Annotated in this window: 21 protein-coding genes; 7 read left to right on the top strand and 14 right to left on the bottom strand. The window is 67.2% G+C overall.

Annotation, left to right across the window (positions count from 1 at the left end; translation table 11 throughout):
- Window positions 1-99: 99 nt before the first annotated feature.
- The 4 genes from ABZ824_RS27000 to ABZ824_RS26985 are packed head-to-tail and all read right to left on the bottom strand — an operon-like array spanning window position 100 to window position 2,512.
- The gene (locus tag ABZ824_RS27000; RefSeq protein ID WP_356966182.1) at window positions 100-864 is read right to left on the bottom strand and encodes a DUF2071 domain-containing protein; all 765 of its coding nucleotides are present in this window, start codon (window positions 862-864) and stop codon (window positions 100-102) included.
- Window positions 864-1,199 (bottom strand): metalloregulator ArsR/SmtB family transcription factor, encoded by a 336-nt coding sequence (locus ABZ824_RS26995; RefSeq protein ID WP_355077971.1) that lies wholly within the window; start codon window positions 1,197-1,199, stop codon window positions 864-866. The genes ABZ824_RS27000 and ABZ824_RS26995 overlap by 1 nt, the downstream gene beginning before the upstream one ends.
- Window positions 1,196-1,330: a hypothetical protein gene (locus ABZ824_RS26990; RefSeq protein ID WP_356966180.1), complete on the bottom strand. Its 135-nt coding sequence runs from the start codon at window positions 1,328-1,330 to the stop codon at window positions 1,196-1,198. The genes ABZ824_RS26995 and ABZ824_RS26990 overlap by 4 nt, the downstream gene beginning before the upstream one ends.
- 60 nt (window positions 1,331-1,390) lie before the next feature.
- Window positions 1,391-2,512: an epoxide hydrolase family protein gene (locus tag ABZ824_RS26985; RefSeq protein ID WP_356966178.1), complete on the bottom strand. Its 1,122-nt coding sequence runs from the start codon at window positions 2,510-2,512 to the stop codon at window positions 1,391-1,393.
- A gap of 104 nt (window positions 2,513-2,616) precedes the next feature.
- On the opposite strand from ABZ824_RS26985, the gene ABZ824_RS26980 reads away from it, so the two are divergent.
- Window positions 2,617-3,618 carry a YafY family protein gene (locus ABZ824_RS26980; RefSeq protein ID WP_356966176.1) on the top strand — a complete coding sequence of 334 codons (1,002 nt, stop codon included), beginning with the start codon at window positions 2,617-2,619 and terminating at the stop codon, window positions 3,616-3,618.
- Window positions 3,619-3,631: 13 nt separating this feature from the next.
- On the opposite strand, the gene ABZ824_RS26975 is transcribed toward ABZ824_RS26980, so the two are convergent.
- Window positions 3,632-4,402, bottom strand: coding sequence for a helix-turn-helix transcriptional regulator (locus ABZ824_RS26975; RefSeq protein ID WP_356966174.1), 771 nt, complete (start codon window positions 4,400-4,402; stop codon window positions 3,632-3,634).
- Between the two features lie 54 nt (window positions 4,403-4,456).
- Between ABZ824_RS26975 and ABZ824_RS26970 the strand changes: the two genes are divergently transcribed.
- Window positions 4,457-5,500 (top strand): zinc-binding dehydrogenase, encoded by a 1,044-nt coding sequence (locus tag ABZ824_RS26970; protein ID WP_356966172.1) that lies wholly within the window; start codon window positions 4,457-4,459, stop codon window positions 5,498-5,500.
- 13 nt (window positions 5,501-5,513) lie between these two features.
- Here the strand turns inward: ABZ824_RS26970 and ABZ824_RS26965 are convergent, their stop codons facing one another.
- From ABZ824_RS26965 to ABZ824_RS26940, 6 genes are all read right to left on the bottom strand, one after another.
- Window positions 5,514-6,968, bottom strand: a complete 1,455-nt coding sequence (locus ABZ824_RS26965) for a serine/threonine-protein kinase (protein ID WP_356966170.1) — start codon at window positions 6,966-6,968, stop codon at window positions 5,514-5,516.
- 220 nt (window positions 6,969-7,188) lie between these two features.
- Window positions 7,189-7,575 (bottom strand): PPOX class F420-dependent oxidoreductase, encoded by a 387-nt coding sequence (locus ABZ824_RS26960; RefSeq protein WP_356966169.1) that lies wholly within the window; start codon window positions 7,573-7,575, stop codon window positions 7,189-7,191.
- 54 nt (window positions 7,576-7,629) lie between these two features.
- Window positions 7,630-8,550 (bottom strand): AraC family transcriptional regulator, encoded by a 921-nt coding sequence (locus ABZ824_RS26955; protein ID WP_356966167.1) that lies wholly within the window; start codon window positions 8,548-8,550, stop codon window positions 7,630-7,632.
- A 22-nt stretch (window positions 8,551-8,572) separates the two neighbouring features.
- Entirely contained in the window at window positions 8,573-9,334 is a 762-nt protein-coding gene (locus ABZ824_RS26950; RefSeq protein ID WP_356966165.1) for an SDR family NAD(P)-dependent oxidoreductase, read from the bottom strand.
- Between the two features lie 307 nt (window positions 9,335-9,641).
- Window positions 9,642-10,586, bottom strand: a complete 945-nt coding sequence (locus ABZ824_RS26945) for an alpha/beta hydrolase (RefSeq protein WP_356966163.1) — start codon at window positions 10,584-10,586, stop codon at window positions 9,642-9,644.
- Entirely contained in the window at window positions 10,583-11,791 is a 1,209-nt protein-coding gene (locus ABZ824_RS26940; RefSeq protein WP_356966161.1) for a cytochrome P450, read from the bottom strand. The genes ABZ824_RS26945 and ABZ824_RS26940 overlap by 4 nt, the downstream gene beginning before the upstream one ends.
- Before the next feature lie 73 nt (window positions 11,792-11,864).
- On the opposite strand from ABZ824_RS26940, the gene ABZ824_RS26935 reads away from it, so the two are divergent.
- The gene (locus tag ABZ824_RS26935; RefSeq protein WP_356966159.1) at window positions 11,865-12,512 is read left to right on the top strand and encodes a TetR/AcrR family transcriptional regulator; all 648 of its coding nucleotides are present in this window, start codon (window positions 11,865-11,867) and stop codon (window positions 12,510-12,512) included.
- A 21-nt stretch (window positions 12,513-12,533) separates the two neighbouring features.
- On the opposite strand, the gene ABZ824_RS26930 is transcribed toward ABZ824_RS26935, so the two are convergent.
- A complete protein-coding gene (locus ABZ824_RS26930; protein WP_356966157.1) occupies window positions 12,534-13,151 on the bottom strand; it encodes a TetR/AcrR family transcriptional regulator in 618 nt (205 codons plus the stop codon).
- 152 nt (window positions 13,152-13,303) lie between these two features.
- Here ABZ824_RS26930 and ABZ824_RS26925 point away from each other — a divergent pair, with 152 nt between their 5' ends.
- Window positions 13,304-14,353, top strand: coding sequence for a Rieske 2Fe-2S domain-containing protein (locus ABZ824_RS26925; protein ID WP_356966156.1), 1,050 nt, complete (start codon window positions 13,304-13,306; stop codon window positions 14,351-14,353).
- A gap of 50 nt (window positions 14,354-14,403) precedes the next feature.
- Window positions 14,404-15,489 (top strand): dihydrodipicolinate reductase, encoded by a 1,086-nt coding sequence (locus ABZ824_RS26920; protein WP_356966154.1) that lies wholly within the window; start codon window positions 14,404-14,406, stop codon window positions 15,487-15,489.
- 254 nt (window positions 15,490-15,743) lie between these two features.
- Here the strand turns inward: ABZ824_RS26920 and ABZ824_RS26915 are convergent, their stop codons facing one another.
- Entirely contained in the window at window positions 15,744-15,962 is a 219-nt protein-coding gene (locus ABZ824_RS26915) for a hypothetical protein (protein WP_356966152.1), read from the bottom strand.
- Window positions 15,963-16,154: 192 nt separating this feature from the next.
- Here ABZ824_RS26915 and ABZ824_RS26910 point away from each other — a divergent pair, with 192 nt between their 5' ends.
- Together ABZ824_RS26910 and sigJ are read left to right on the top strand one after the other, a co-directional pair.
- On the top strand, window positions 16,155-17,348 hold the full coding sequence (locus ABZ824_RS26910) for an FAD-dependent oxidoreductase (protein ID WP_356966150.1): 1,194 nt from the start codon (window positions 16,155-16,157) through the stop codon (window positions 17,346-17,348).
- On the top strand, window positions 17,345-18,265 hold the full coding sequence (gene sigJ, locus ABZ824_RS26905) for an RNA polymerase sigma factor SigJ (protein WP_356966148.1): 921 nt from the start codon (window positions 17,345-17,347) through the stop codon (window positions 18,263-18,265). The genes ABZ824_RS26910 and sigJ overlap by 4 nt, the downstream gene beginning before the upstream one ends.
- 298 nt (window positions 18,266-18,563) lie before the next feature.
- Here the strand turns inward: sigJ and ABZ824_RS26900 are convergent, their stop codons facing one another.
- Window positions 18,564-20,927 (bottom strand): beta-ketoacyl synthase N-terminal-like domain-containing protein, encoded by a 2,364-nt coding sequence (locus tag ABZ824_RS26900; RefSeq protein WP_356966146.1) that lies wholly within the window; start codon window positions 20,925-20,927, stop codon window positions 18,564-18,566.
- Window positions 20,928-21,027: the final 100 nt, after the last annotated feature.

The raw sequence follows: 21,027 nt of genomic DNA, 5'->3' as shown, positions 1-21,027 counted from the left end.
GAAGGCACTCGACTTCGGCGCGGAAAGTCGCGCTGATGAAACTGCCGTGTACGGGGAGCTGGATCCGGTGCTACCCGCCCGATGACTGGCGCAGTGCACTCATTCCAGATGTGCGCTACTCCCTGCAGGCGTGGAGCCGGCGTCGACCCGCAGCGGCGGAAGGGGGTGCCAGGTCGCCGGCACCTGCCGCATGAGTAAGGCGCAGTCGAGCACCGCGCTGCCTGGCGGGAACCGGTCCCGGTCGTCGAAGACCGTAGACCGAACCGATTGGATATCGACCGGCTCGACTTGCCATGCGTCCGTCTGGAGTTCGAGCCCATCAAGGCATCGACCGCCACGCGTGGCCGAGAATCCGGCCGAGCCACGCCGAAAGAAGTCCGATGCCTGCGCCAGATCGGCGAACAGTTCACTTCCTTGGAACCGCTCGGCGGTCCGGACGTCCACGCTCACGGAGACCGTCTTGTCCTGACTGGTGAAGGCCACATGCAGGTCCTGCGCTGTTTCCCGCACGTCGAATCGCGCCAAACTGTGCTCACCCGGAAACAATCGGCCACCGGCAAGGACATTGATCGCCGAACCGCTGTCGCGGCGCGGGATGTACACACCGGTCGAGCGTCCCTGCGGACCATCCCACTCGACCGCGATGCGATGTGCCGCGTTTTCGCTGCGCAGCCCGACCCAGCCGGGTAGCCGACTGGGCCGGAGCTGTCCGAGGCGGATCAGGCAGATGCCGGCAACCGCCCGACCGCCAACCAATTGAGGTCGCATCGGCGGCGGCACCAAGCTCGCGGCGGCGTCAGGGTCGACTCGGTAATTGACTAGAAGGCGTCGCTCGACGACGCTGGACAGCCGCGGAGGTCTCATCAGGTTCCCCTGTTCTTGGTGGTTCGCAGTCTGCGCTGCCTGACGATGACCTGCTCCGGGCAGATCGCGCTGAGGAACCTGCCGACACACAGCGCCAGTCGTTCCTCGACAAGCGAGTAGAAGATTCGATTGGCGGCTCGTCGCTCTCGGACGAGCCCGGCTGCCTTGAGTACGCCCAGATGCCGGGAGATCGAGGGGCCGCTGATCGGAAACCTCGCGGCGATATCACCCGCGGTCAACTCGCCGGAGCGGAGGTCCTCCAAGATCTGTCGACGCGTGGAGTCGGCCAGCGCGCGGAACACCCCGGCTTCCTCTTCAGGCCCGAACTCGGTCATGTTTGCAATTTAGCACCATAGCTAAATAGCGAATAAACGCCGTAGGAACCGATCGCGCTCGCATCGACGTTCAGCTCGGTAGCCAGCCGGGCCACCGCTACCGGCGGCGCCGTCGACACCTTGTCCGGCACGAACCCGAGCCGAGGCAGTGTGCACAGCGCAACAGCTGCGATTACTCCATCGGGTTCGGGCTATCGCAGATGTTCGAAGAATGTTCGCAGATCAGCTGCCAGTTGAGCCGGCGCCTCCATGGCCGGGAAGTGCAGGCCGTGCTCGAATTCGGTCCAGTGCGCGTCCGGCGGCGCAGGGACCACCTTGCGCACGGTCTCGTCCGCACTGAACACCGCGAAACCCTGCGGTACCGCGGGCGCGCCCCAATCCGAGGAGTGCGCTTGGTCATAGAGGGTGTGCGCCGCGGTGATGCCCGCTCCGGTGAACCAGTAAAGGCTGATGGTAGTGAGCAATTGGTCGCGATCGATCGGCAAGTCGGTCCATTCCTCGAACTTCTCGGCGATCCACGCCAGCTGCAGTAGCGGCGAATCGACGAGGCCGTAACCGATGGTCTGCGGTCGGCTCTGCTGGATCGACAAGTATCCGGAACCCTCCTTGCGGAACGCCTCCATGCGCTCGAGGATCAGCTTGTCGACCGGGTCGTCGGCATCGAGGCGCTCGGCCATTCCGGGAATGAACGTCGCCACATTGGCGGCGGTCAGCGGATCGGTCACGACGTGGACGCCGATGACATGCTCGCTGTCGCGGGCACCGACCAGGCCGGATATGCCTGCGCCGACGTCGCCGCCGTGAACCCCGTAGCGCTGGTAGCCCAGCCTGCGCATCAGCTCGATCCACGCGTCCGCGGTGCGGCCCATCGCCCAGCCGGTCGCGCTGAGCGGAGTGGAGAAGGCATAACCGGGCAACGACGGCGCGACCACATGGAACGCAGGCCCCTCGGCCGGGTCGACCAAAGGCTCGATGAGGTGGAGGAATTCGGCGACCGAGCTGGGATAGCCGTGGGTGATCAGCAGTGGCGTCGCGTCCGCTCGGCCGGAGCGGACGTGCAGGAAATGAATGCGCTGGCCGTAGATCTCGGTCGTGAACTGCGGGTAGGAATTGAGCGCGGCTTCCTGCGCACGCCAGTCGTAGCCGGTGCGCCAATATTCGGCCAGCTCCTTCAGGTAGAGCTGCGGTATGCCGCGGTTCCAGCCGGCATCGGGCAACTCGGCCGGCCAGCGGGCATCGGCGAGCCGATGGTGCAGGTAATCGAGATCGGACTGCGCGATGTGGATGCGAAAGGGCTGGATTGCGCCACTCATTGGGATTCTCTCTGTCGGCTCGGGCGAGCGTTTCGCGCCGGTGAAACATACGGTAGGTGCCATTGCGGAAAGTTTGGTTCCTCAATTCGGGAGAAGATCGATCAATGTTCGAAACCTCGGCACGACTGCTTCGTCTGCTTTCCCTGCTGCAAGCGCGCCGCGACTGGACCGGACCCGAGTTGGCCGCTCGACTGGAGGTCACCGTGCGCACCGTCCGCAACGACGTCGACCGCCTGCGACGGCTCGGCTATCCAGTCGAGGCTCGGCCGGGTGTCGACGGTGGATACCGACTGGGTGTCGGAGGTGCGCTGCCGCCGCTGCTGCTCGACGACGACGAAGCGGTCGCGATCGCAATCGGGATGCGCAGCGCCGCAGCCGGTTCCATCGCGGGCATCGAGGAGACCTCGTTGCGTGCACTGACGAAACTGCAACAGATATTGCCGTCGCGGCTGCGCCGTCGCGTCGACGCCTTCGGGTCGCATACTCTCGCGCTTCCCCCGCGCGGCCCGCTCGTCGACCCGGATGCGCTGACCGTGATCGCCGACGCCTGCCGCGACCATGAACGACTGCGGTTCGACTACCAGACGCATTCGGGGGCCGCCGGTCGGCGTTCGGTGGAGCCCTATCGCCTGATCAACGATCGACAACGCTGGTACCTGATGGCCTGGGACCTCGACCGCGTCGACTGGCGGACCTTTCGCGTCGACAGGATGCGGCCCCGCACACCGACCGGCCCCCGCTTCACGCCGCGGCCGCTGCCGCCCGACCATGAGATCACCGCACGAGTCGCCCGCGGAATCGGCGAGTCGACGTGGCGCTTCCGCGCCAGGGTGATCGTGCACGCGCCCGCGGATCACGTGCGCAGCCGACTCCCGATTCCCGTCGACGTCGAGCCGTTGAGCGAGGACCGGTGCGCGTTCGAACCCGGCTCCGACCATCCGGAAATGCTGGCGCTCTACCTCGGGCTGCTGGGAGCCGACTTCGAGATCGTGGACTCACCCGAACTGGTGCGGACCCTGCGGACGATCAGCGAGCGCTACCAGCGCGCGCTCGCCCCGTCGTCGGGTCGACGTCGTTGGTCGCCACCAACGGGCGGGGCCTTGTGATGTGGCGCCGAGGTCATGGAGTGGTGCGGTAGCGGCCCGGGGTGGTGCCGACGAGGTTGGTGAAAGCGGCGATGAAGCTGCTGGGGTTCGCCCAGCCGCAGGCGTGGGCGACGCGGGTGGTGTCGTGGCCGTCGGCGAGCAGGACGAGTGCGTGGTAGACGCGGAGCTGGGTGCGCCACTCGTAGAAGGTCATGCCGAGTTCGTTGTGGAACAGGCGGCTGAGGCTGCGGGCACTGGCTCCGATCGTGCGCCCGAGTTCGGCCAGTGACGTGTTGTCCGCGGGGTTCTCGGAGAGGATCCGCGCAATCGCTTGCAACCGGTCGTCATGGGGTTTCGGCAGCACGAGTGGCTGTTCGTGTGCTTCCTGGAGTTCATCGACGAGGACGCGGCGAAGGCGAGCGCGCGCGGCGCGGTCGTGGTCGCGTGGGCTCGTGAGGGTGAGCAGGATTTCGCGGGCGAGGCCGGAAGCCAGGAACACGGCGGGACGGTCCGGCACGAGCCGCGCCTGGGATGGGGGTAGGAAGACGATCCGCATGTCGGTGTCGCCGTGCGCCCGATGGTAGTGCGTGAACTCGGCAGGGGTCCACGCGATTCGATTGGCTGGAACGATCGATGTGCCCCGTTCGGTGTGCACGGACAGAACGCCGCGAGCCGCGTAGACCAGGTGTCCACGCGGATGGGAGTGCACCGAGCTCGTTCCCCCCGACGGCCACAGGTGCACCCCTCCGGACGGCCACAGCTGGGATGTCGGGCCGAGCCGGGGAAGTTGGCGGCCAACGGGCATGAGTTGGCATTCTATCGGTAGACGGCCACACGATCGGCTGGCGACAGTGGACGCATGCGCAATGACCTCCATTCAGCCAGCACCGCCGCCCCGATGCGGTGTGAGACGACGAGTACGACGATGCGAGCGGCCGTCTGTGTACGGGCGGGTGACCCGGAGGTACTGGAGATCCGTGAGCTACCGGTACCAGCGGTTCGGGAGGGCTGGAGCCTGGTGCGGGTGAAGGGCGCGGGCTTGAACCGATCGGAGCTGCGAACTCGTCAGGGACATTCCCCGAACGTCCGGTTCCCCCGTGTGCTCGGAATCGAATGTGTGGGCATCGTGGCAGCCTCGACCGATCCCATGTTGCCGGTGGGCGCGACCGTCGCGGCGGTGATGGGTGAGATGGGCCGGGAGTTCGACGGCGGCTACGCGCAGTACGCGTTGTTGCCGAATTCGCTGCTGATGCCGGTCACCACCAGGCTGCCGTGGGAGGTCTTGGCCGCACTGCCCGAGACATACTTGACCGCGCAGGGCTCACTCGACGCATTGGGCATCGTGGCGGATAGCCAGGGGCGGTTGCTGATTCGCGGTGGGACATCGTCGGTGGGTATGGCGGCAGCGTCGATCGCGTCCGGCCGCGGCGTCGAGATCGCTGCCACGACCCGACGGCACGACAAGATCGACGCGCTGACCGCGATCGGCGTCGACCACGTACTCGTCGACGACGGCGGGTCGCTGGCGGCCGGCGTGCAGGCGGTCTGGCCCGAAGGGCCCGACTACGTGCTGGATCTCGTCGGAGCGCGCACGGCGGTGGACTCGCTGCGCCTGGTCCGCCGGGGCGGCACGGTATGTGTGGCGGGTTCGCTGAGTGGGTGGCTGATCTCGGACTTCGAACCGATAGCGATGATCCCGTCCGGAACCAAACTGACGGCTTTCCACAGCGACAACCTGAAGGGCAGCGCGGGCGCGGCCGTGCTGCAGCGCGTCGTCGACGAAGTCGAGGCCGGTGTCTATCGACCCAACCTCGACCGTGTCTTCGGTCTGGGCGACATCGTCGCAGCCCATCGGTACATGGAGGACAACGGGGCCACCGGAAAGCTTGTCGTGGTGCCCTAGAAACCTCCGGGGCTCATGGCCGGTTCCTGGGTCGCTTGTCGGCGAGCCAGCGCCTGGTCGCGGGGGACACCGTGCACAGCAGCCCCGTACAGGAGAACAGCAGGACCGTACCGACGAAGATCAGATCCCTGGCGCGGCTGTCACCGGTAAGGCCGGCTCCGACTCCGACCAAGCCGACCAGCGTGATGATCCCGGTACCCAGCGCGACGGCGACGCGGCCCGCGCGCTTGCGCCGGAACAGTGCGATCGAGCCGCCGAGCAGCAACAGCGCCATCGTGGTGGAAATCGCCATGGGGAGGAGAAGTTCGCGTGCGACCTCACGCAGCGTCTGGCGGTGACCGTATTCGATGTGCGGGGTCGTCAGTTCCATCACCCCGTTGGCGACGATCAGGCAGAAGACCAGCCCGAAGCCGAACGCGACGACAGCGCCGATCCTGGGAACGACGCCGGATGGCCGGGCCGGATCGTGGATGGGCGTGAGCGGTTGCAGCGGCGGTAGGTGTTCGGCGCGCCGCCGGGGCTCCGAAGGCTGGTTGAGCAGGGTCGGGGCCGAACGCGGCCACGGGTCGACCGCCGTGGCGGGGTGGGCCGAGCGTTGGTTGACGAAAGTCGGCGCGGGCGCCACGGCGGGAGCGTCGCCGCGCAGAGCCGCCGCCGCGGCCGCGGCGAAGTCGCCGCAGCTGGCGAATCGTTCGTCGCGGTGCTTGGCCAGGGCGCGGGCGATCACCTCGTCGAGTCGTCGTGGCAACTCGGGGCGGGTTTCGCTGAGGCGCGGCACCGGCTTGGCGATGTGTCCGGCGACGATTTGACCGGGATTGGTCGAGGGGAACGGTGGTTGCCCCGCCAGCATCGTGTAGAGGGTGCACCCGAGGGAGTATTGATCGGCGCGGTGATCGACCGGCTCACCGGACAGTTGCTCCGGCGAGGCGTAGGCGAGTGTGGCGGTGAACGTTCCGGTGGCGGTCAGTTTGGTATCGGCGTCGAGTATCCGCGCGATCCCGAAATCGGTGAGCAGAGCATGTGTTTCGCGACCGGCTTCCGGTTCGGCGATCAGGATGTTGGCCGGTTTGATGTCGCGATGCAGCACACCTCGGCTGTGGGCGTAGTCCAGCGCCTTCGCCGTATCGCCGACGATCCGCAGGACCTGTTCGGGGCGGGTGCTCCGGGGGTCGAGCCGCGCAGCGTCGGTGCCACGGACGTACTGCATGGAAATCCACAGGTGCCCGTCCTCGGTGCCGCGGTCGTAGACGCCGACGATGCCCGGATGCTCCAGGCGCGCAACCACATTGGCTTCCTGTTCGAACCGCCTGCGCAGCTCCTCGTCCTCGGACACCGCGCGATTGAGCAGTTTGAGCGCCACCAGCCGCGGCAGGCGCGGGTGCCGCGCCAGATAGACGGTGCCCATACCGCCTTGCCCGAGCACGCCCTCGATCACGTAGCCGGCGAACGACTCGTGCTGCCTCAACACCTATGGCCCCCTTCTAGACCCGGCCACCCGGACCGCAGGCAGCATAACTCCTGGTTTCCGGGCCCGGCTTCGCGACGGGGACCTGCCGCACGGTCCGTGGCCGTCACCGAAGGTCGACCGGTTCGAACCGATCGCGGCCAAGTATGCCTAGGAGTGACCGCGCGGCGTATACCAGTAGCGAGCCGCGGAAGACCGGTCGATAAGTGGCGCCGTGATCGCGCTAGGCCCGTGGCGCGGCAGGTGTGATGGCGATGGCGACGGTGTTGTCCGGGCCCCGGAGCTTGCCTGTCCAGGAAACGAGGGCGCCGACGATTCCGTATTTCTTGCGGATCAACGCGCGCACCCGCTGCGTTTCGGCTGTGTCGATGATCTCGGCGTGGCCGTCGACCACGTCGCCTCGTGTTGTGGTGCCCCGGGCATTGCAGAGCTGCAGCGTCACGTTCGGGTTGCGCCGGATGCGTTTGATCTTCCAGCTATCGCCGTTGGCGGCCACCACGATTCGATCGTCCTGCGCAGCCGGCCAGACCGGTGACCCGACCGGGCTACCGTCCTTCCTGTATGTAGTCAGCATCGCGTATTTGCCTGCGCCGATCTCACTCCATGTCATATCTCGCTCCTGGGTAAGGCTGCCCGCGCGGGCGTGGATGGTCTGCTCCGACGGTCAATCTGTGTCGTCGTCGGCTCGCGGCGCGAACCGGATTCCGTCTTGGCTGGGTGGCGTGCCGAACATGCGGCGGTATTCCCGGCTGAACTGGGAGGGGCTGTCGTACCCGACGAGGTACCCGATGCGGGCGACATCCCCGGGATTTGCCGCCAGCAGCAGGCGCGCCTGCTGAAGTCTGAGCTTTTTCTGGTATTGGATGGGCGTGGTTCGGGTGACGGCCTGGAAATTCCGATGGAAGGCCGAGGGACTCATTCCGATGCGCTCCGCCAGGTCCTCGACCCGAAACGGCGCACGATAGTTGTGCCGAATCCACTGCACCGCTTCGGCGATCGGAGAGAAGCGCGGGTCGGTGAGGCCGATCCGGCGGACGATCGGGCCGTGCTCGCCGGTGATCAGGCGCCACAGGATCTCTCGTTTGACCAGGGGTGCCAGCACGTCCCGGTCGCGTGGCTGGTCGAGCAGTCGCACCAACCGCACGGTGGCGTCGAGGAGTTCGACCGACGCCTCGGCGAAAACGACTGCGGGCGAGGTGATGTCATCGCCGTCGGGAAAGGTGCCGCGCGGGGCTTGCACCATCATTTCGGCGACCTGCGCGGGCTGCAGCCGCAGGCACAAACCCAGGACCGGACGTTCGGGGGTGGCGTCGATGAACTGACATTTCAGGGGCACCGCGACCGACGCCACAAGGCACTGCCCGGCACGGTAGTCGTACACCTGCTCGCCGTAGGCGAGACGCTTTGCGCCCTGGGCGATCAGCGTCATGCGCGTCCCGCCCATGGACGGCGGAGGCGGCATGTCCGACTCCTCCCGGCCGACCAGCAGATCCGCGATCGCGGTGGTCGCGTCGTCTCGGGCATGGCGGGCCAGCAGCACACAGAGCTCTTCGAGCAGTGAGGCCTTGGTTCGGTTCGCTGACATCGTCCTGATCCAGGTGTGATGGTCAGACCTGTTCGGTCGGACGAACTAGCAACTCGGCTACGGCCACGTGCCGCGGGCGGGTCACGATGTAGCTCACCGAATCGGCGATGTCGTGTGCCTGCAATCGTTCGATGTCGCCGAAGGCATCGTCGAGCCGCTCCTTGACTGCGGCCGAATTGTGGTCGCGCAGTTCGGTATCGACACTGCCGGGCTCGATGACCGAAACCCGGACATGTTGGCGTGCCAATTCCTGGCGCAGCGCCTCGCTGAAGGCGCCGACTCCAAATTTCGTCGCGCAATACACCGCGGCTAGGGCGAAGGCGCCGCGTCCGGCCAGCGAGCCGATGTTGACGATGTCGGCAACCTGGCGTGGTCCCTGGGCGGCCGCCTGGACCAAATGCGGGGTAGCGGCGTGCGCGCAGTACATCAGGCCCATGAGATTGATGTCGATCATGCGGCGCCAGTCGTTGAGGTCCGCGCCAGGAGCCGGGCCGAGCAGCATCAGGCCAGCATTGTTGACCAGGGTGTCCAGACGGCCCAATTCCGCGACGGCGCGCTCCACGGCTTCTGCGGCGGCTTGGGCGTCGGTGATGTCGGCGGGCACGACCAAGGCCCTCCCGCCAGCGTCGGTGATCTCCGCGGCGAGATCGGTGAGCCGATCCTTACGCCGGCCGACCAAGGCCACGGACGCGCCCTCGCGGGCGAGCTCCGACGCAGCGGCGGCGCCGATGCCGCTGGAGGCCCCGGTGATCAGGGCAACAGTTCCTTCCATACGAGCAGTCATCGTTCGAGCCTCTCGATGAACATCCACGGAACTCCCGGGGCGTGACGAAAACAGACGAACCATTCAAACAAGCTGACCTGCGAAAACATTAGAACGATGCTCGCTCACCCTTGCACAATCCTCGCACTCTTCAGATACCCGGATCCACAGATCGGCCCTCGGCACCACCGACCGGCCATGACGGATCTCCCCAGCCATGTAACCGCGCAGATCCTGCCAAGAGGTTGACGCAAGACATGGGAGTGGCGATTCCGACAGTCCCGTGGCCCCAGCCCGGCGTGCGGGTGGGCTGGGCCCGGATTCATCGTCACGGCGGTGTCGTCGCGGCGATGTGGATTGCGTGCAAGGCGTCGCGGTGCAGGTGTCGGGTGATCGCGGTGCCAGGTGCGACGGTGTCGAAGCCGTGGAAGGCGCCTGGGATGACAGTGAACTGGCTGTCGACCCCGGCGCCGGTCAGTGCCCGGTGGTAGCGAACATTCTGGTCGTGGAGCAGGTCGAGATCGCCGACGGCGATCCACGCCGGGGGTAGTCCGGTGAGATCGCGGCGATGAGCGGGCACCGCGTCGGCGGGATCGGCGCCTGTGAGATAGCTGTGCCAGGCGCAGGCGTTGCTGCGCGGTCCCCACAGTCGATGCCAGGTGCTGGTGTCCGGCAGTGGGGTGTGGTCGAGCATGGGATAGAGCAGCAGTTGTCGTACCGGGATCACGGGTCCGTGGTCGCGGGTGTGCGCGGCGAGTGCGGCGGCGAGGCCGCCGCCGGCGCTGGCTCCGGCGAGGATGATGCGGCCGGGATCGACGCCGGGCCGGGATGCCAGCCATTTCAGGGCGAGGTGGCAGTCGTGTAGTGCTGCCGGGTAGGGGTGTTCGGGGGCGAGCCGGTAGTCGACGGAGGCGACGAGAACTCCTGTGCGGGTGGCGATCTGGTGACACCAGCGGTCGTCCTGGGCGGCGGTGCCGAAGACGTAGCCGCCGCCGTGGATCCATAGCAATGCCGGCCCCGGTGCCTGGTGGTCGGTCGTGCCGAACACGCGGACCCGCACACCTTGGTCGAGATCGATGACCGTAGCGGCGGGATGGGGCCGGATGTGTGCGGCGATGCGGCGCATGAGCGGCAGCGTGCGGGGGCTTATGGTCTCGCGGGGTAGGACCAGCGCGTAGGGGCGCAGGTCGGGGTGGTAGTGGCGGTGGTCGCGAAGTCGAGTGATCGGTCCCGATACCGAGCCGAGGGTCTGTGGGTTCGGTGCGGCGGTCATGCGGGGGTGACCGACAGGTGCAGATGCGCCAGGCGGCGCACGATCAGACTGGGGACGTAGGCCGGTTCGCGGTCGCGCGGTGTGACGGTGGCGGTGGCGTCCAGCAGTGCCAGCACGGCCTGGTGGGCTTCTTTGCGGGCGAGGTGGGCGCCGAGGCAGAAGTGGATGCCGCGGCCGAAGCTGTGATGCAGTTTCGGCTGGGCACGGTCGAGGTCGACCCGCTCGGGGTGTTCGAAGATGCGCGGGTCGCGGTTGGACGCGCCCCACATCAGCATCAGTCGCGCGCCCTGTTCCAGTTCCACCCCGGCCAGGCGAGTCGGTGCGGTGGTGACACGGAAGTGGCCCCGGAACGGGCTTTCGATCCGCACCGCTTCCTCCACCAGCGCGGCGATCCGGTCGGGCTCGGCGCGCAGCGTGGCTTGCAGGTGCTCATCGCGGGCCACCAGCCGCACCGCGGTGCCCAGAAGGCTCGCGGTCGACTCCGCACCCGCGGTGACCAGCTGCACCAGCAGCATCGCGCCCTGATCGCGGGTCAGGGTTCCCGAGGCGACCGCAGCGGCGACGCTGCTGAGTATCCCGGTGTCGTTATCGGGGCGGGCCTGATCGATTCGCTCGCCCAGATACCGGGCGAACTCCAGTACCGCGAGCGCGGCCTGCCCGAAACGGTCGGGACTGGCCACACCGGACACCAGATCGATCGCCGCGTCCGACCACTCGGTGAGTTGCTGATGGTCACCGCGTGGGAGCCCGATCAGCTCACCGATCACCTGCACCGGCACACGGTGCGCGACCGCGGCCATCCAGTCGCCGCCGCCAGCAGCGACCAGCCCGGCCACCGCCGGGGCGATCGCGGCATCGATCAGCTCGCTCGTCTCGGCCACCGCACGCGGGCTGAACCGCGACATCACCAGCGCCCGCTGCGCGGTGTGCGCGGGCGGATCCGCGGTCGCCAGCACATCCACCCCGGCCCCGGCCTCGGCCACCGACACCGTCGCCGACCCCGCCGCCGCCGACAACACCGCGACCAGATTGCTCGAATAGGTCTGCGGATCAGCCAGCACGGTACGGATGGCCTCGAACCCGAGCACCACATACACCTGCTGATCAGCCAGAAAATGCACATCCCCAGCGACACGCAACCGCTCGAGCAGCGGATACGGGTCCTGCAATGCCTCGGGGGAGAACACATCGGGAACAGTCTTCATGACCGGCACCATACTTACACACGTTCTATAACACGTTATACAACGTGTGAAAGGGTTGCGGTACCCTGCAAGGGTGGTCGATGACACTGCTGCCCTGCTGCGCGAGTCCCGCGACTCCCTGCGCGTGGTCCGCGAATTCGGTCCCGCCGAACGCGCACGCCGCGCCGAGATCGCCGCCGTCGCACGCGCGATGGCCTCCCGGCACGGCTACAAGGGCGTCACGATCCGCGAGGTCGCCGCCGAGGCCGGCACAACCCCGGTCACCGTGTACCGCTACTTCAGTTCCAAGGACGGCCTGATCCAGCACCTCATGGCCGACTGGGCCCTGGACACCCTCGACCGTCTCGAGCGGCTGCCCGCGGACCCCGCCGCCGAGCCCGCCGACCGGATCGCCTCCGCGTTCTCCCAGTTCATCGATTGGGCCGCCGAGGACCGCAACCTCTTGCAAGCCGGAATGAACTCCGTGCACTCCGGCGACGGACCCGGCATCAGGGTCTGGCGGCCACTGTTCACCGAACTCGTCCGCGCCGCGCTGGCCGACCCCGACTGGACCGACGACCACGACCAGGCCCTGATCCTCGGCCACGTCCTGACCACATGCCTGCTCGACCTGACCACCAACCCCGCCAACACCGCCGACATCCGCCACACCATCACCCGTGCGGCACACCTGCTCTTCACCACATCCGGCGGGCTTGTCCGCGGTAGGGACCGCGGCTGATGAGTGCGGTCGAGACCCGGTTCAGTCTTCGAGGTAGGCGACTATGCCGCCGATGAGCGCTTCGATAGCGTCGTCGAGGTCGCCGTATGTGCCGAGAGTTCGCTCGGAGGTGATGCCGCGCATGGCGGCCGGGATCAGCGCCGCGACCCGGCGCACCTTGACCGGATCGAGTTCCAGATCAGCGAAGGCCCGCTGGCATGCGTCGTCCCAGTGCGGTTTCCAGGACGCCAGCTCGGCGGCGGTGAGCGGGTAGTCGCGTTCGAGTTCGGCGTGGTCGCGGGGCAGCGCCGCCCGCAGCGTCTCGATGGCCAAAGACTCGGGGCGGCGCAATCCGATGGCCATCGCGTGGATGAGCGCGGCGACGCGTTCGCGCAGGGGGCCGTCCGGTTTGGCTGCTGCGGGCAGGTCCCCGCGCTTGTCGGCGGTGTAGCGCAGGACCGCGGCCCACAGGCCGTCGATGTCGCCGAACTGATATTTGACGACTCCCCAGGTCGCGCCGATGTCGCGGGCGATCCGGTTGCCGGAAACCGCGGCGGGGTCCCCGGTCGACAGCGAGGCGATCGCCGCGTCGAGCATGGCTTCCCGCGATTGGATCCCGCGCTTGTTCGCGCGCCTCATGCCTGCCGCTGCCTCCGTCACGAGGGCCGATGCTACCTCGACCGACCTGGAGAATCCAGTTTCAACTAACCTTCTTGTATTCTTTCAAAGAGGGTTCTATTGTCGTGTTCGCCGGGCGTGGAACCGACGGTCCGCGCCGACACGGACAGCCCGCGAAGACGTGGAGGATCGATATGGCCAAACCACCGCTGTCGATGGAGCCGACGGGATGGTTCCAGGTCGCGTGGTGCACCGAGATCGAGGTCGGTGCGGTGCACAGGATGAAGTACTTCGGGCGTGAGATGGTGGCGTGGCGGTCGGCTGCCGGCGACCTCGCGGTCTTCGACGCCTACTGCGAGCACCTCGGCGCGCACCTGGGCTATGGCGGGCAGGTTCAGGGCGAGAACCTGGTGTGCCCGTTCCACGGCTGGGAATGGAACCGCGAGGGCCGCAATGTGTGCATCCCCTACGAGTCCCACCCGAACAAGGGCCGCCGCATCCGCAGCTACCCCGTCGTCGAACGTAACGAGGCGGTGTGGATCTGGTACGACACCGCGGGCCGCGCACCATATTTCGAGGTGCCGGACATGTTCGAAGCGTTCGGTGACGGCAAGACCGCCGCGGACTACTACCCGCCGGTGCCTGCCGCGACATTGTTCCGGCCGGGCCTGGAACTGCATCCGCAATATGTGATGGAGAACGGCGTCGACTTCGCGCACTTCAAGGTGGTGCACAAGACGCCGTTCGTGCCGGAGTTCACCCGTCACGATTTCTCCGGCCCGGTGTCCTACGTCGATTTCACCATCGCCTTCGACGAGGACATCGCCGAGGACCAGGTCAACAGTGGTGTGGAATCGATCAACGCCGGCTTGGGCTGTTCGATCACCAAGAGCTGGGGCATGGTCGACAACCGCACCATGCCCGCGGTGACACCGGTCGACGAATACACCTCCGATGTGCGCTTCACCGTGTGGATCGGCCGCAAGCCCGGCGACGAACGCCCCGAGATCGGCCGCTACGGCACGACCATGGCCGGATTCGTCATCGAGCAGTTCGAAGCCGACATCCACATCTGGGCGCATCAGCGCTACTCCGACCCGCCCGCCCTGTCGCAGAAGGAGTTCAAGGGCTTCAAGGCGCTGCGCGAATGGGCCGTGCAGTTCTACCCCGACGGCGGACCCGCGGGCACCGACCCACGTCACCCCGACAGCGGCGCCGTGCGCCCGGCGCCCACCACCGCCTGAACCCGACCCAGTACCGACGCGAAAACGTAACAGCCAGAAAGGCACTGCTCATGAGCACCTCCGACAAGATCCGGGTATTCCAGGTCGCCACCGGCAACCTCGGCACCGAGATGATCGGCCGCATCCGCAACCACCGCGATCTCGAGCTGGTCGGGCTGCACTGCTATTCGCCGGACAAGATCGGACGCGACGCGGGCGAGATCGTCGGTCTGGACCCGATCGGTGTGGTCGCCACCGGCACGGTCGAGGAGATCATCGCCGCCCGCCCCGACGTGCTCACCTTCCACGGCGTGTTCCCCGACGAGGACCTCTACGAAAAAGTGCTCGAGGCCGGCATCGACGTGGTGACCACCGCGGACTGGATCACCGGCTTCCACCGCGACCGCAACCACTCACATCCCTCGGGCCGCAAGGTCAGCGAGGTCATCCAAGCGGCCTGCGAGCGCGGCAATTCCACGTTCTACGGCACCGGCATGAATCCGGGCCTGTGCCAGATCCTGGGCATCGTGCACACCGCCGACGTCGCCGACATCGAGAACGTCACCGTCACCGAATCCGTGGATGTGTCCTGCCATCACTCCGTGGACACCTGGAAGGCCGTCGGCTACGGCCGCCCGATCGACGATCCGACCATCCCCGATTCGCTCTACAAATACACCGCCGTGTTCGCCGATTCGGTCTACCTCATGGCCGACGCCTTCGGCCTGGAACTCGACGAGGTGAAATTCAGCTACGAACTCGGCGCCTGCACCAAGGACGTCGACCTCGGCTGGTACTTCATGCCCAAGGGCTCACTGGGTGCGAACTACATCAAATACCAAGGCATGGTCGACGGCGTCGCGCGAGTGGAGACCCACCTCGAATGGCAGATGACCCCGCAAACCGACCCCGCATGGAACATCAAGGGCTGCTACATCACCCAGGTCACCGGCGACCCCAACATCTACAGCAAGCACATGATCCTCCCGCGCAAGGGCTTCGACCTGTCGAAACCGGAGAACTTCGCCTCCATCGGCATGACCGTCACCGGCCTGCCCGCCCTCAACGCCATCAAATCCGTCGTCGCCGCCCGACCCGGCATCATCACCAGCGCCGACCTTCCCCTCCGAGGCTTCGCCGGCCGCTTCAACATCTGACCTCCACGGTCCCCGGCCACCGACTCCGGCACCGCCCCGGATAATGGGCTGTTACCCGGGGTGACATCCGAACCAGCCTGCGGCGATGCTGCCGCGACGGCGACGTGAAGCCACCCGTTAACGCTTGTCGACAGCGCGCATACCGAAGGCGGAAGTCGGCATCCGAAGCGAGTTGACCTGAGCCGCCGGGTGCAGGGGTGTCAGCCTGACATCAGACATGCCGCCGGACACGCTTCAGGAACCGCTGTGAGGGGTCATCCGATGCGTTTCAGCTCTCCGGCATGCGGGTGGTTCTGGTCGCGAATCTCGGCACCACCTTGGTCGCGAATCTCAACACGCTCGATATGGCGCGCGTGAATCTCGACAGCACCCCAGCCGGGCGACCAGTGCCGAACCGCAGCGTCGAGGTCTGTTGTTCTACATCCGTCATCGGACCGCCCCGCGGCGAGGCTGGGGCCGCCGGAAGCCGTCATCCTCTGAGTGAACATGTTCCAGATCGGCGACGCGATAACCTGCGTTGGGAGGACCCGCAGGCCGCCCTGTATTGCCGATTCGTGCACTCCGCCTGGACGCGAGCCGACGATCTCGGCGGGCTGGCGACGGGCTGTGAATGTGACGGCTGTCACTTCGTGTCAGATCTGGACGGTGTGGCGTGTCTGAAGGGCATGACTGATTTCAATGCCATCACCAAAGTGGTTGTGATCGGCGGCGGGTACGCCGGTACCGTGGCGGCCAATCGGCTGCGGCTGCGGCGCGATGTCGAGATCACACTGGTCAATCCGCGTCCGCGGTTCGTCGAGCGCATGCGGTTGCACCAGTTCGTGGCCGGTACCCATGAGGCTGCCATCGACTACGACACACTGCTCGGCGCCGGGGTGCGGATGATCGTCGACCGTGCCATCCGCATCGATACCGCCGCCCGCCGGGTGGAACTGGGTTCGGGGCGCGCGCTCGACTACGACTACGTGGTCTACGCGGTCGGCAGCACCGCCGCCGTGCCGGCGTCGGTGCCCGGTGCCACCGAATTCGCCTACCCGATCGCCGAATTCGAACACGCCCAGCGGCTGCGCGCGGCGCTGGCGGACGTTCCGGTCCAGGCGCCGATTGTCGTCGTCGGCGGCGGGCTCACCGGCATCGAGACCGCCGCCGAACTCGTGGAGCAGGGCCGTACCGTGACACTGGTGGGTGGCGGTAAGTTGGCGGCGAACTTCTCGAATCCGGCCCGGCGATCGGTGGCGAAGTGGTTATCAGAGAATGGAGTCGAGGTGCGTGAGCAAGCGCGGGTGGGCGAGGTGCGGCGCGACGGGGTCGTCCTGACCGACGGTGAAGTGCTGCCCGGTGCGATCACGATCTGGACCGCCGGATTCGGGGTGCCCGAACTGGCGGCACGCAGTGGGCTGCGCACCGATGACCTGGGCCGGCTGCTGACCGACGAGACGTTGACCAGTCTCGATGACGAACGCATCGTCGCCGCCGGGGACGCGGTCGCGCCATCGGGCCGCCCACTGCGGATGAGCTGCTATGCCGCCCAACCCTTGGGCGCGCAGGCCGCCGACAATGTACTGGCCCGCATCGCCGGGGACGAACCTGCTGTGCTGGACGTGGCCTTCACCGCCTGCACCGTGGGTTTGGGTAGCCGCGCGGGTGCGATGCAATTCAGCCGGCGTGACGACACACCCGTGCCGATGTATCTCGGCGGGCGAACTGCCGGGTGGATCAAGGAACGGGTGGGTCTCGCGGGCCCGATCGGGACCATCCGCAAGGAAGCCCGCAAACCCGGCGCGATCCCGACCTTCCTGGGCTTGGGCAGGCGTAAGGATCTGAGCGCAGCCGAGCCGCAGGGAGTTGCGAAGCCGTGACCTCCACCGACGAGCACACCGAGCGTTTCGTTCACCTGCGACCGCTGCTGTTCACCATCGTCTACGAAATCCTGGGCTCGGCAACCGAAGCCGACGACGTGCTGCAGGACAGCTATCTACGGTGGCGGGGGGTGGACCTGGCCACGGTCCGGGATACGAAATCTTATCTGGCCCAGCTCGTCACGCGGCAGGCGCTGAATGCGTTGCGGGCCGGCGCCAGTCGTCGCGAGGAGTACGTCGGACCGTGGCTGCCCGAGCCGCTGCTGCTCACCGACGGTGACGCCTCGAGCGATGTGGTACTCACCGAATCGGTCTCGATGGGGATGCTGATCGTGCTGGAAACGCTCACCCCCACCGAGCGGGCGGTCTTCGTGCTGCGTGAGGTCTTCGGCTTCGACTACGACGAAATTGCCTCCGCGACAGGAAAATCCGTCGACGCCGTGCATCAGACCGCCCGCCGCGCCCGCAACCATGTCCATTCCCGGCGCAAGCGCTACGGCCCCGTCGACACCGTCCGAACCGCCGCGGTCACCGAACGCTTCATCACGGCCGCGACCACAGGGGACATGGAAGGCTTGCTGTCGCTGCTCGCGCCGGACATCACCTGGACCACTGACAGCGGCGGCAAGGTGACCGCACTGCCGGAGCTGGTCATGGTCGGCGCCGAACGAGTGGGCGCGATTCTCATGGCGGTCTTCAAATACGCGCAGCGGCGACCGGAAGTACGCATCGAGACAGTGAACTGCAACAGCCAACCGGCACTCGCGTGCTATATCGGCGACAAACTGGAAGCCGTCCTCGTGTTCGACATCGCCGACGACCAGATCGTCAGCGGCTACGGCATCCGCAACCCCGACAAACTGGCCGCCCTCGAAATCCCGCGCGCGATCAGCCGCACTGAAACGCCCACGGCGTAGTCCCGCCCCACCTGGTGCATCCCATAATGCCGGGGACGGTGTCGGTAGTGGTGTAGCTGAGGAGTGCGTCGATGTGTGGACGCAGGGCGCGCCAGGTGGACCAGGTCGTGGGATCTTCCCGCGAGGGCACCTATCGGCACCCACGCGCACCACCCGAACCCACTGATCGGACCACTGCGAGGACGTCGCGCTGTCCCACCTCTCCGGCTGATCTCCCGCAGGCCGGACGAGCGTGCGATCGACCGCAGCGAAAGCGCGAATCGACTGCACCGCAGATGCTCTCGCTCGCGATTTCGGTTCAGCCGAGCAATTCCCGGCTCAATGCGAGCAGTTCAGCGGTCGACAGAGCTTCCTCCTGCACCGGCGGTCGCGGGTCCGCCGCCGACGCAGTCGGTTCCGGGGGCACCGTCGCCGGGTTCGCGGGTTCGAGGCGGGCGTGCAGTTCGGCAGCCAACAGCTCCACGGTGGGGCAGCCCCAGATGACGGCGGCGGGGACCTCGATGCCGAGGCGGGCTCCGAGGCGGGCCGACAGCTCCACGGCGTGCACCGAGCCGATTCCGAGCTGTTCGAAATTCTGCCGGGCGGCCACCCGGTCGGGCTCGATGCCGACGACTTCGGCCAGTTCGGTGGTGACCAGGGCGGCGAGCGCCGCGACGCCGGGCGCGGAGGAACGTGTGGGGTCACTGGACGCGATCGCCACGGGGCGCGCCGCCGAGTCGTCGATCATCGCGATGGAATCGACCGATTCGGCAGTTGGGCCCGACGCTGCGACCGCCGCGGACTGAGATCTTGGACTCGAAATGCGGGTAGTGGCAGCGATTTCGATGGGCACCGCGTCCCACGAGGGCGACCCGGGTGCCTCGCCGCGGGCCTGCGGGCCCGCCCAATACCGTTCGCGCTGGAACGGATAGGTGGGCAGCGAGACCGGGCGGCCCGCCGGGGTCACGGCAGTCCAGTCGGGTTCGATGCCACGCTCGAACAGCCTTCCCACCGCGTGCAGTAGGTCGCGGTGGTCCACTGTGCCGGGACGCAGAGCCGCCGCCAGCAGCAGATTCAGCGCCTCGTTGTCGTCTCCCTCGGTGTCCCCAGCGCGGGCGAGGTAGTCGTCGAGGAATTCGACAACTTGGCCCATGTTGTCGGCGACCGTCGAAATTCGATGCTGGAAGGCGGTTCTCGTGGCAAGCGTGTGCGCGAGGTCGTTCAGGCGGATGTCAGGGTCGCGCACGAGGCGCTCACGCAGCCGATGAGCGTGTTCCCGCAGCGCGGCTTCGGTGCGGGCGGACAGCACCACCAGCCGCTGCGAGACGTCGCTGTCATCGACCGGATCGTGCGCGGGTGCCGCTTCGGCGATGACGTGGGCGTTCGAGCCGCCGAAACCGAACGCGCTCACCGCGGCGCGCGCGGGGGCGTCGTGCCGCGGCCACGCCATCGCGGTGTCGGCCACGCGCACTCCCGTCGCGGCGGGATCGAATTCCGCGGGTGCGTGGTCGAAGTGCAGGCTGCGCGGGATCCGGCGATGCGACAGGGCGAGTGCGACTTTCACCAGTCCGGCCATGCCCGCGGCTGCTTCGGTGTGTCCGATATTGGTTTTGACCGAGCCGACGATCAGCGGTGCGCCGGGCGGCCTGCCGGTGCCGTAAACCTCTGCCAGTGCGGTCAATTCGGCGCGGTCGCCGACGGCGGTGCCGGTGCCGTGCGCCTCGACGTAGTCGATCGTCGAGGCGTCCACACCCGCTCGCGCGCAGGCCCGCCGCAATAGCTGCCGTTGACCGTCGGCGCTGCTGGCGGGCATGGAGCGGTGCCTGCCGTTGTTGTTGGTGGCACTACCCAGCAGGGTGCAGTAGACGCGGTCGCCGTCGCGCAACGCTTGTCGCAGCGGCTTGAGCACGACGACCGCACCGCCTTCGCCGCGCACGTAGCCGTCGGCGGAGGCGTCGAAGGTGTGTGACCGGCCGCGTGCGGACAGCACACCCAGCGCGGACAACCCGATCGCGGTCTCCGGTATCAGATTCAGTTGCACGCCACCGGCGACGGCCAGCGCGCTCTCACCCGTCCGCAACGCCTGGCAGGCCAGGTGCACCGCCACCAGCGATCCGGCGCAGGAGGCGTTCACGGTCATGCTGGGACCGTCGAAACCCAGGAAGTACGACACCCGGTTGGCGATCACACCCTCGACATCTCCGGTGCTGGTGAACGGGGTGATGGCGGTGGCGCCCCTGGCGAGTTTGACGGCGCGATAATCGTTGAATTTGTTGGCGAAATACACCCCGGTGTCCGGCACCCGGTCGGGCCGGATCGCCGCGTCTTCGAAGGCTTCCCAGGCCAATTCGAGCGCCAAGCGCTGCTGGGGATCCATATCGGCTGCCTCACGCGGGGTGATCCCGAAGAATTCGGCGTCGAAACCGGCGACATCCGCCACATACCCGCCCGCGACCGACACCGTCTTGCCCGCGGCGGCACGATCGCGCCCGCGGTGGTCGCCGGACCAGCGGCCGGGCGGCGGTTCGTCGGCGATCGCGTCGGTCTCCTCGATCAGCAACCGCCACAACGCTTCCGGAGAATCGGCGCCGCCGGCGAAGCGACAGCTCATGCCGATCACGGCGATCGGCTCCGCGCCGACGCGGTCCGGCCGAGAACCCGTGTGCCGCTTGGTCTTTTTCACGCTACTCACCTGCCCGCGATCCACCGACCGTGCACTCGCGCAACAGGCGGTGCGGTGAATCTGCCGATCTTGTTGTGGGGTCGGGACATGTGTCGGAGAC

It is taken from the genome of Nocardia sp. NPDC047038 (genome assembly GCF_040644075.1).
Classification (GTDB): Bacteria; Actinomycetota; Actinomycetes; order Mycobacteriales; family Mycobacteriaceae; genus Nocardia; species Nocardia sichangensis.
This window is presented reverse-complemented; position numbering and strand designations above follow the sequence as displayed.

Excerpts from the sequence above, each read along its gene's own strand:
- ABZ824_RS27000 (WP_356966182.1), bottom strand. The coding sequence starts at position 864 with ATGAGACCTCCGCGGCTGTCCAGCGTCGTCGAGCGACGCCTTCTAGTC.
- ABZ824_RS26995 (WP_355077971.1), bottom strand. The coding sequence starts at position 1,199 with ATGACCGAGTTCGGGCCTGAAGAGGAAGCCGGGGTGTTCCGCGCGCTG.
- ABZ824_RS26985 (WP_356966178.1), bottom strand. The coding sequence starts at position 2,512 with ATGAGTGGCGCAATCCAGCCCTTTCGCATCCACATCGCGCAGTCCGAT.
- ABZ824_RS26980 (WP_356966176.1), top strand. The coding sequence starts at position 2,617 with ATGTTCGAAACCTCGGCACGACTGCTTCGTCTGCTTTCCCTGCTGCAA.
- ABZ824_RS26975 (WP_356966174.1), bottom strand. The coding sequence starts at position 4,402 with ATGCCCGTTGGCCGCCAACTTCCCCGGCTCGGCCCGACATCCCAGCTG.
- ABZ824_RS26970 (WP_356966172.1), top strand. The coding sequence starts at position 4,457 with ATGCGCAATGACCTCCATTCAGCCAGCACCGCCGCCCCGATGCGGTGT.
- ABZ824_RS26960 (WP_356966169.1), bottom strand. The coding sequence starts at position 7,575 with ATGACATGGAGTGAGATCGGCGCAGGCAAATACGCGATGCTGACTACA.
- ABZ824_RS26955 (WP_356966167.1), bottom strand. The coding sequence starts at position 8,550 with ATGTCAGCGAACCGAACCAAGGCCTCACTGCTCGAAGAGCTCTGTGTG.
- ABZ824_RS26950 (WP_356966165.1), bottom strand. The coding sequence starts at position 9,334 with ATGACTGCTCGTATGGAAGGAACTGTTGCCCTGATCACCGGGGCCTCC.
- ABZ824_RS26945 (WP_356966163.1), bottom strand. The coding sequence starts at position 10,586 with ATGACCGCCGCACCGAACCCACAGACCCTCGGCTCGGTATCGGGACCG.
- ABZ824_RS26940 (WP_356966161.1), bottom strand. The coding sequence starts at position 11,791 with ATGAAGACTGTTCCCGATGTGTTCTCCCCCGAGGCATTGCAGGACCCG.
- ABZ824_RS26925 (WP_356966156.1), top strand. The coding sequence starts at position 13,304 with ATGGCCAAACCACCGCTGTCGATGGAGCCGACGGGATGGTTCCAGGTC.
- ABZ824_RS26920 (WP_356966154.1), top strand. The coding sequence starts at position 14,404 with ATGAGCACCTCCGACAAGATCCGGGTATTCCAGGTCGCCACCGGCAAC.
- ABZ824_RS26915 (WP_356966152.1), bottom strand. The coding sequence starts at position 15,962 with ATGACGGCTTCCGGCGGCCCCAGCCTCGCCGCGGGGCGGTCCGATGAC.
- ABZ824_RS26910 (WP_356966150.1), top strand. The coding sequence starts at position 16,155 with ATGACTGATTTCAATGCCATCACCAAAGTGGTTGTGATCGGCGGCGGG.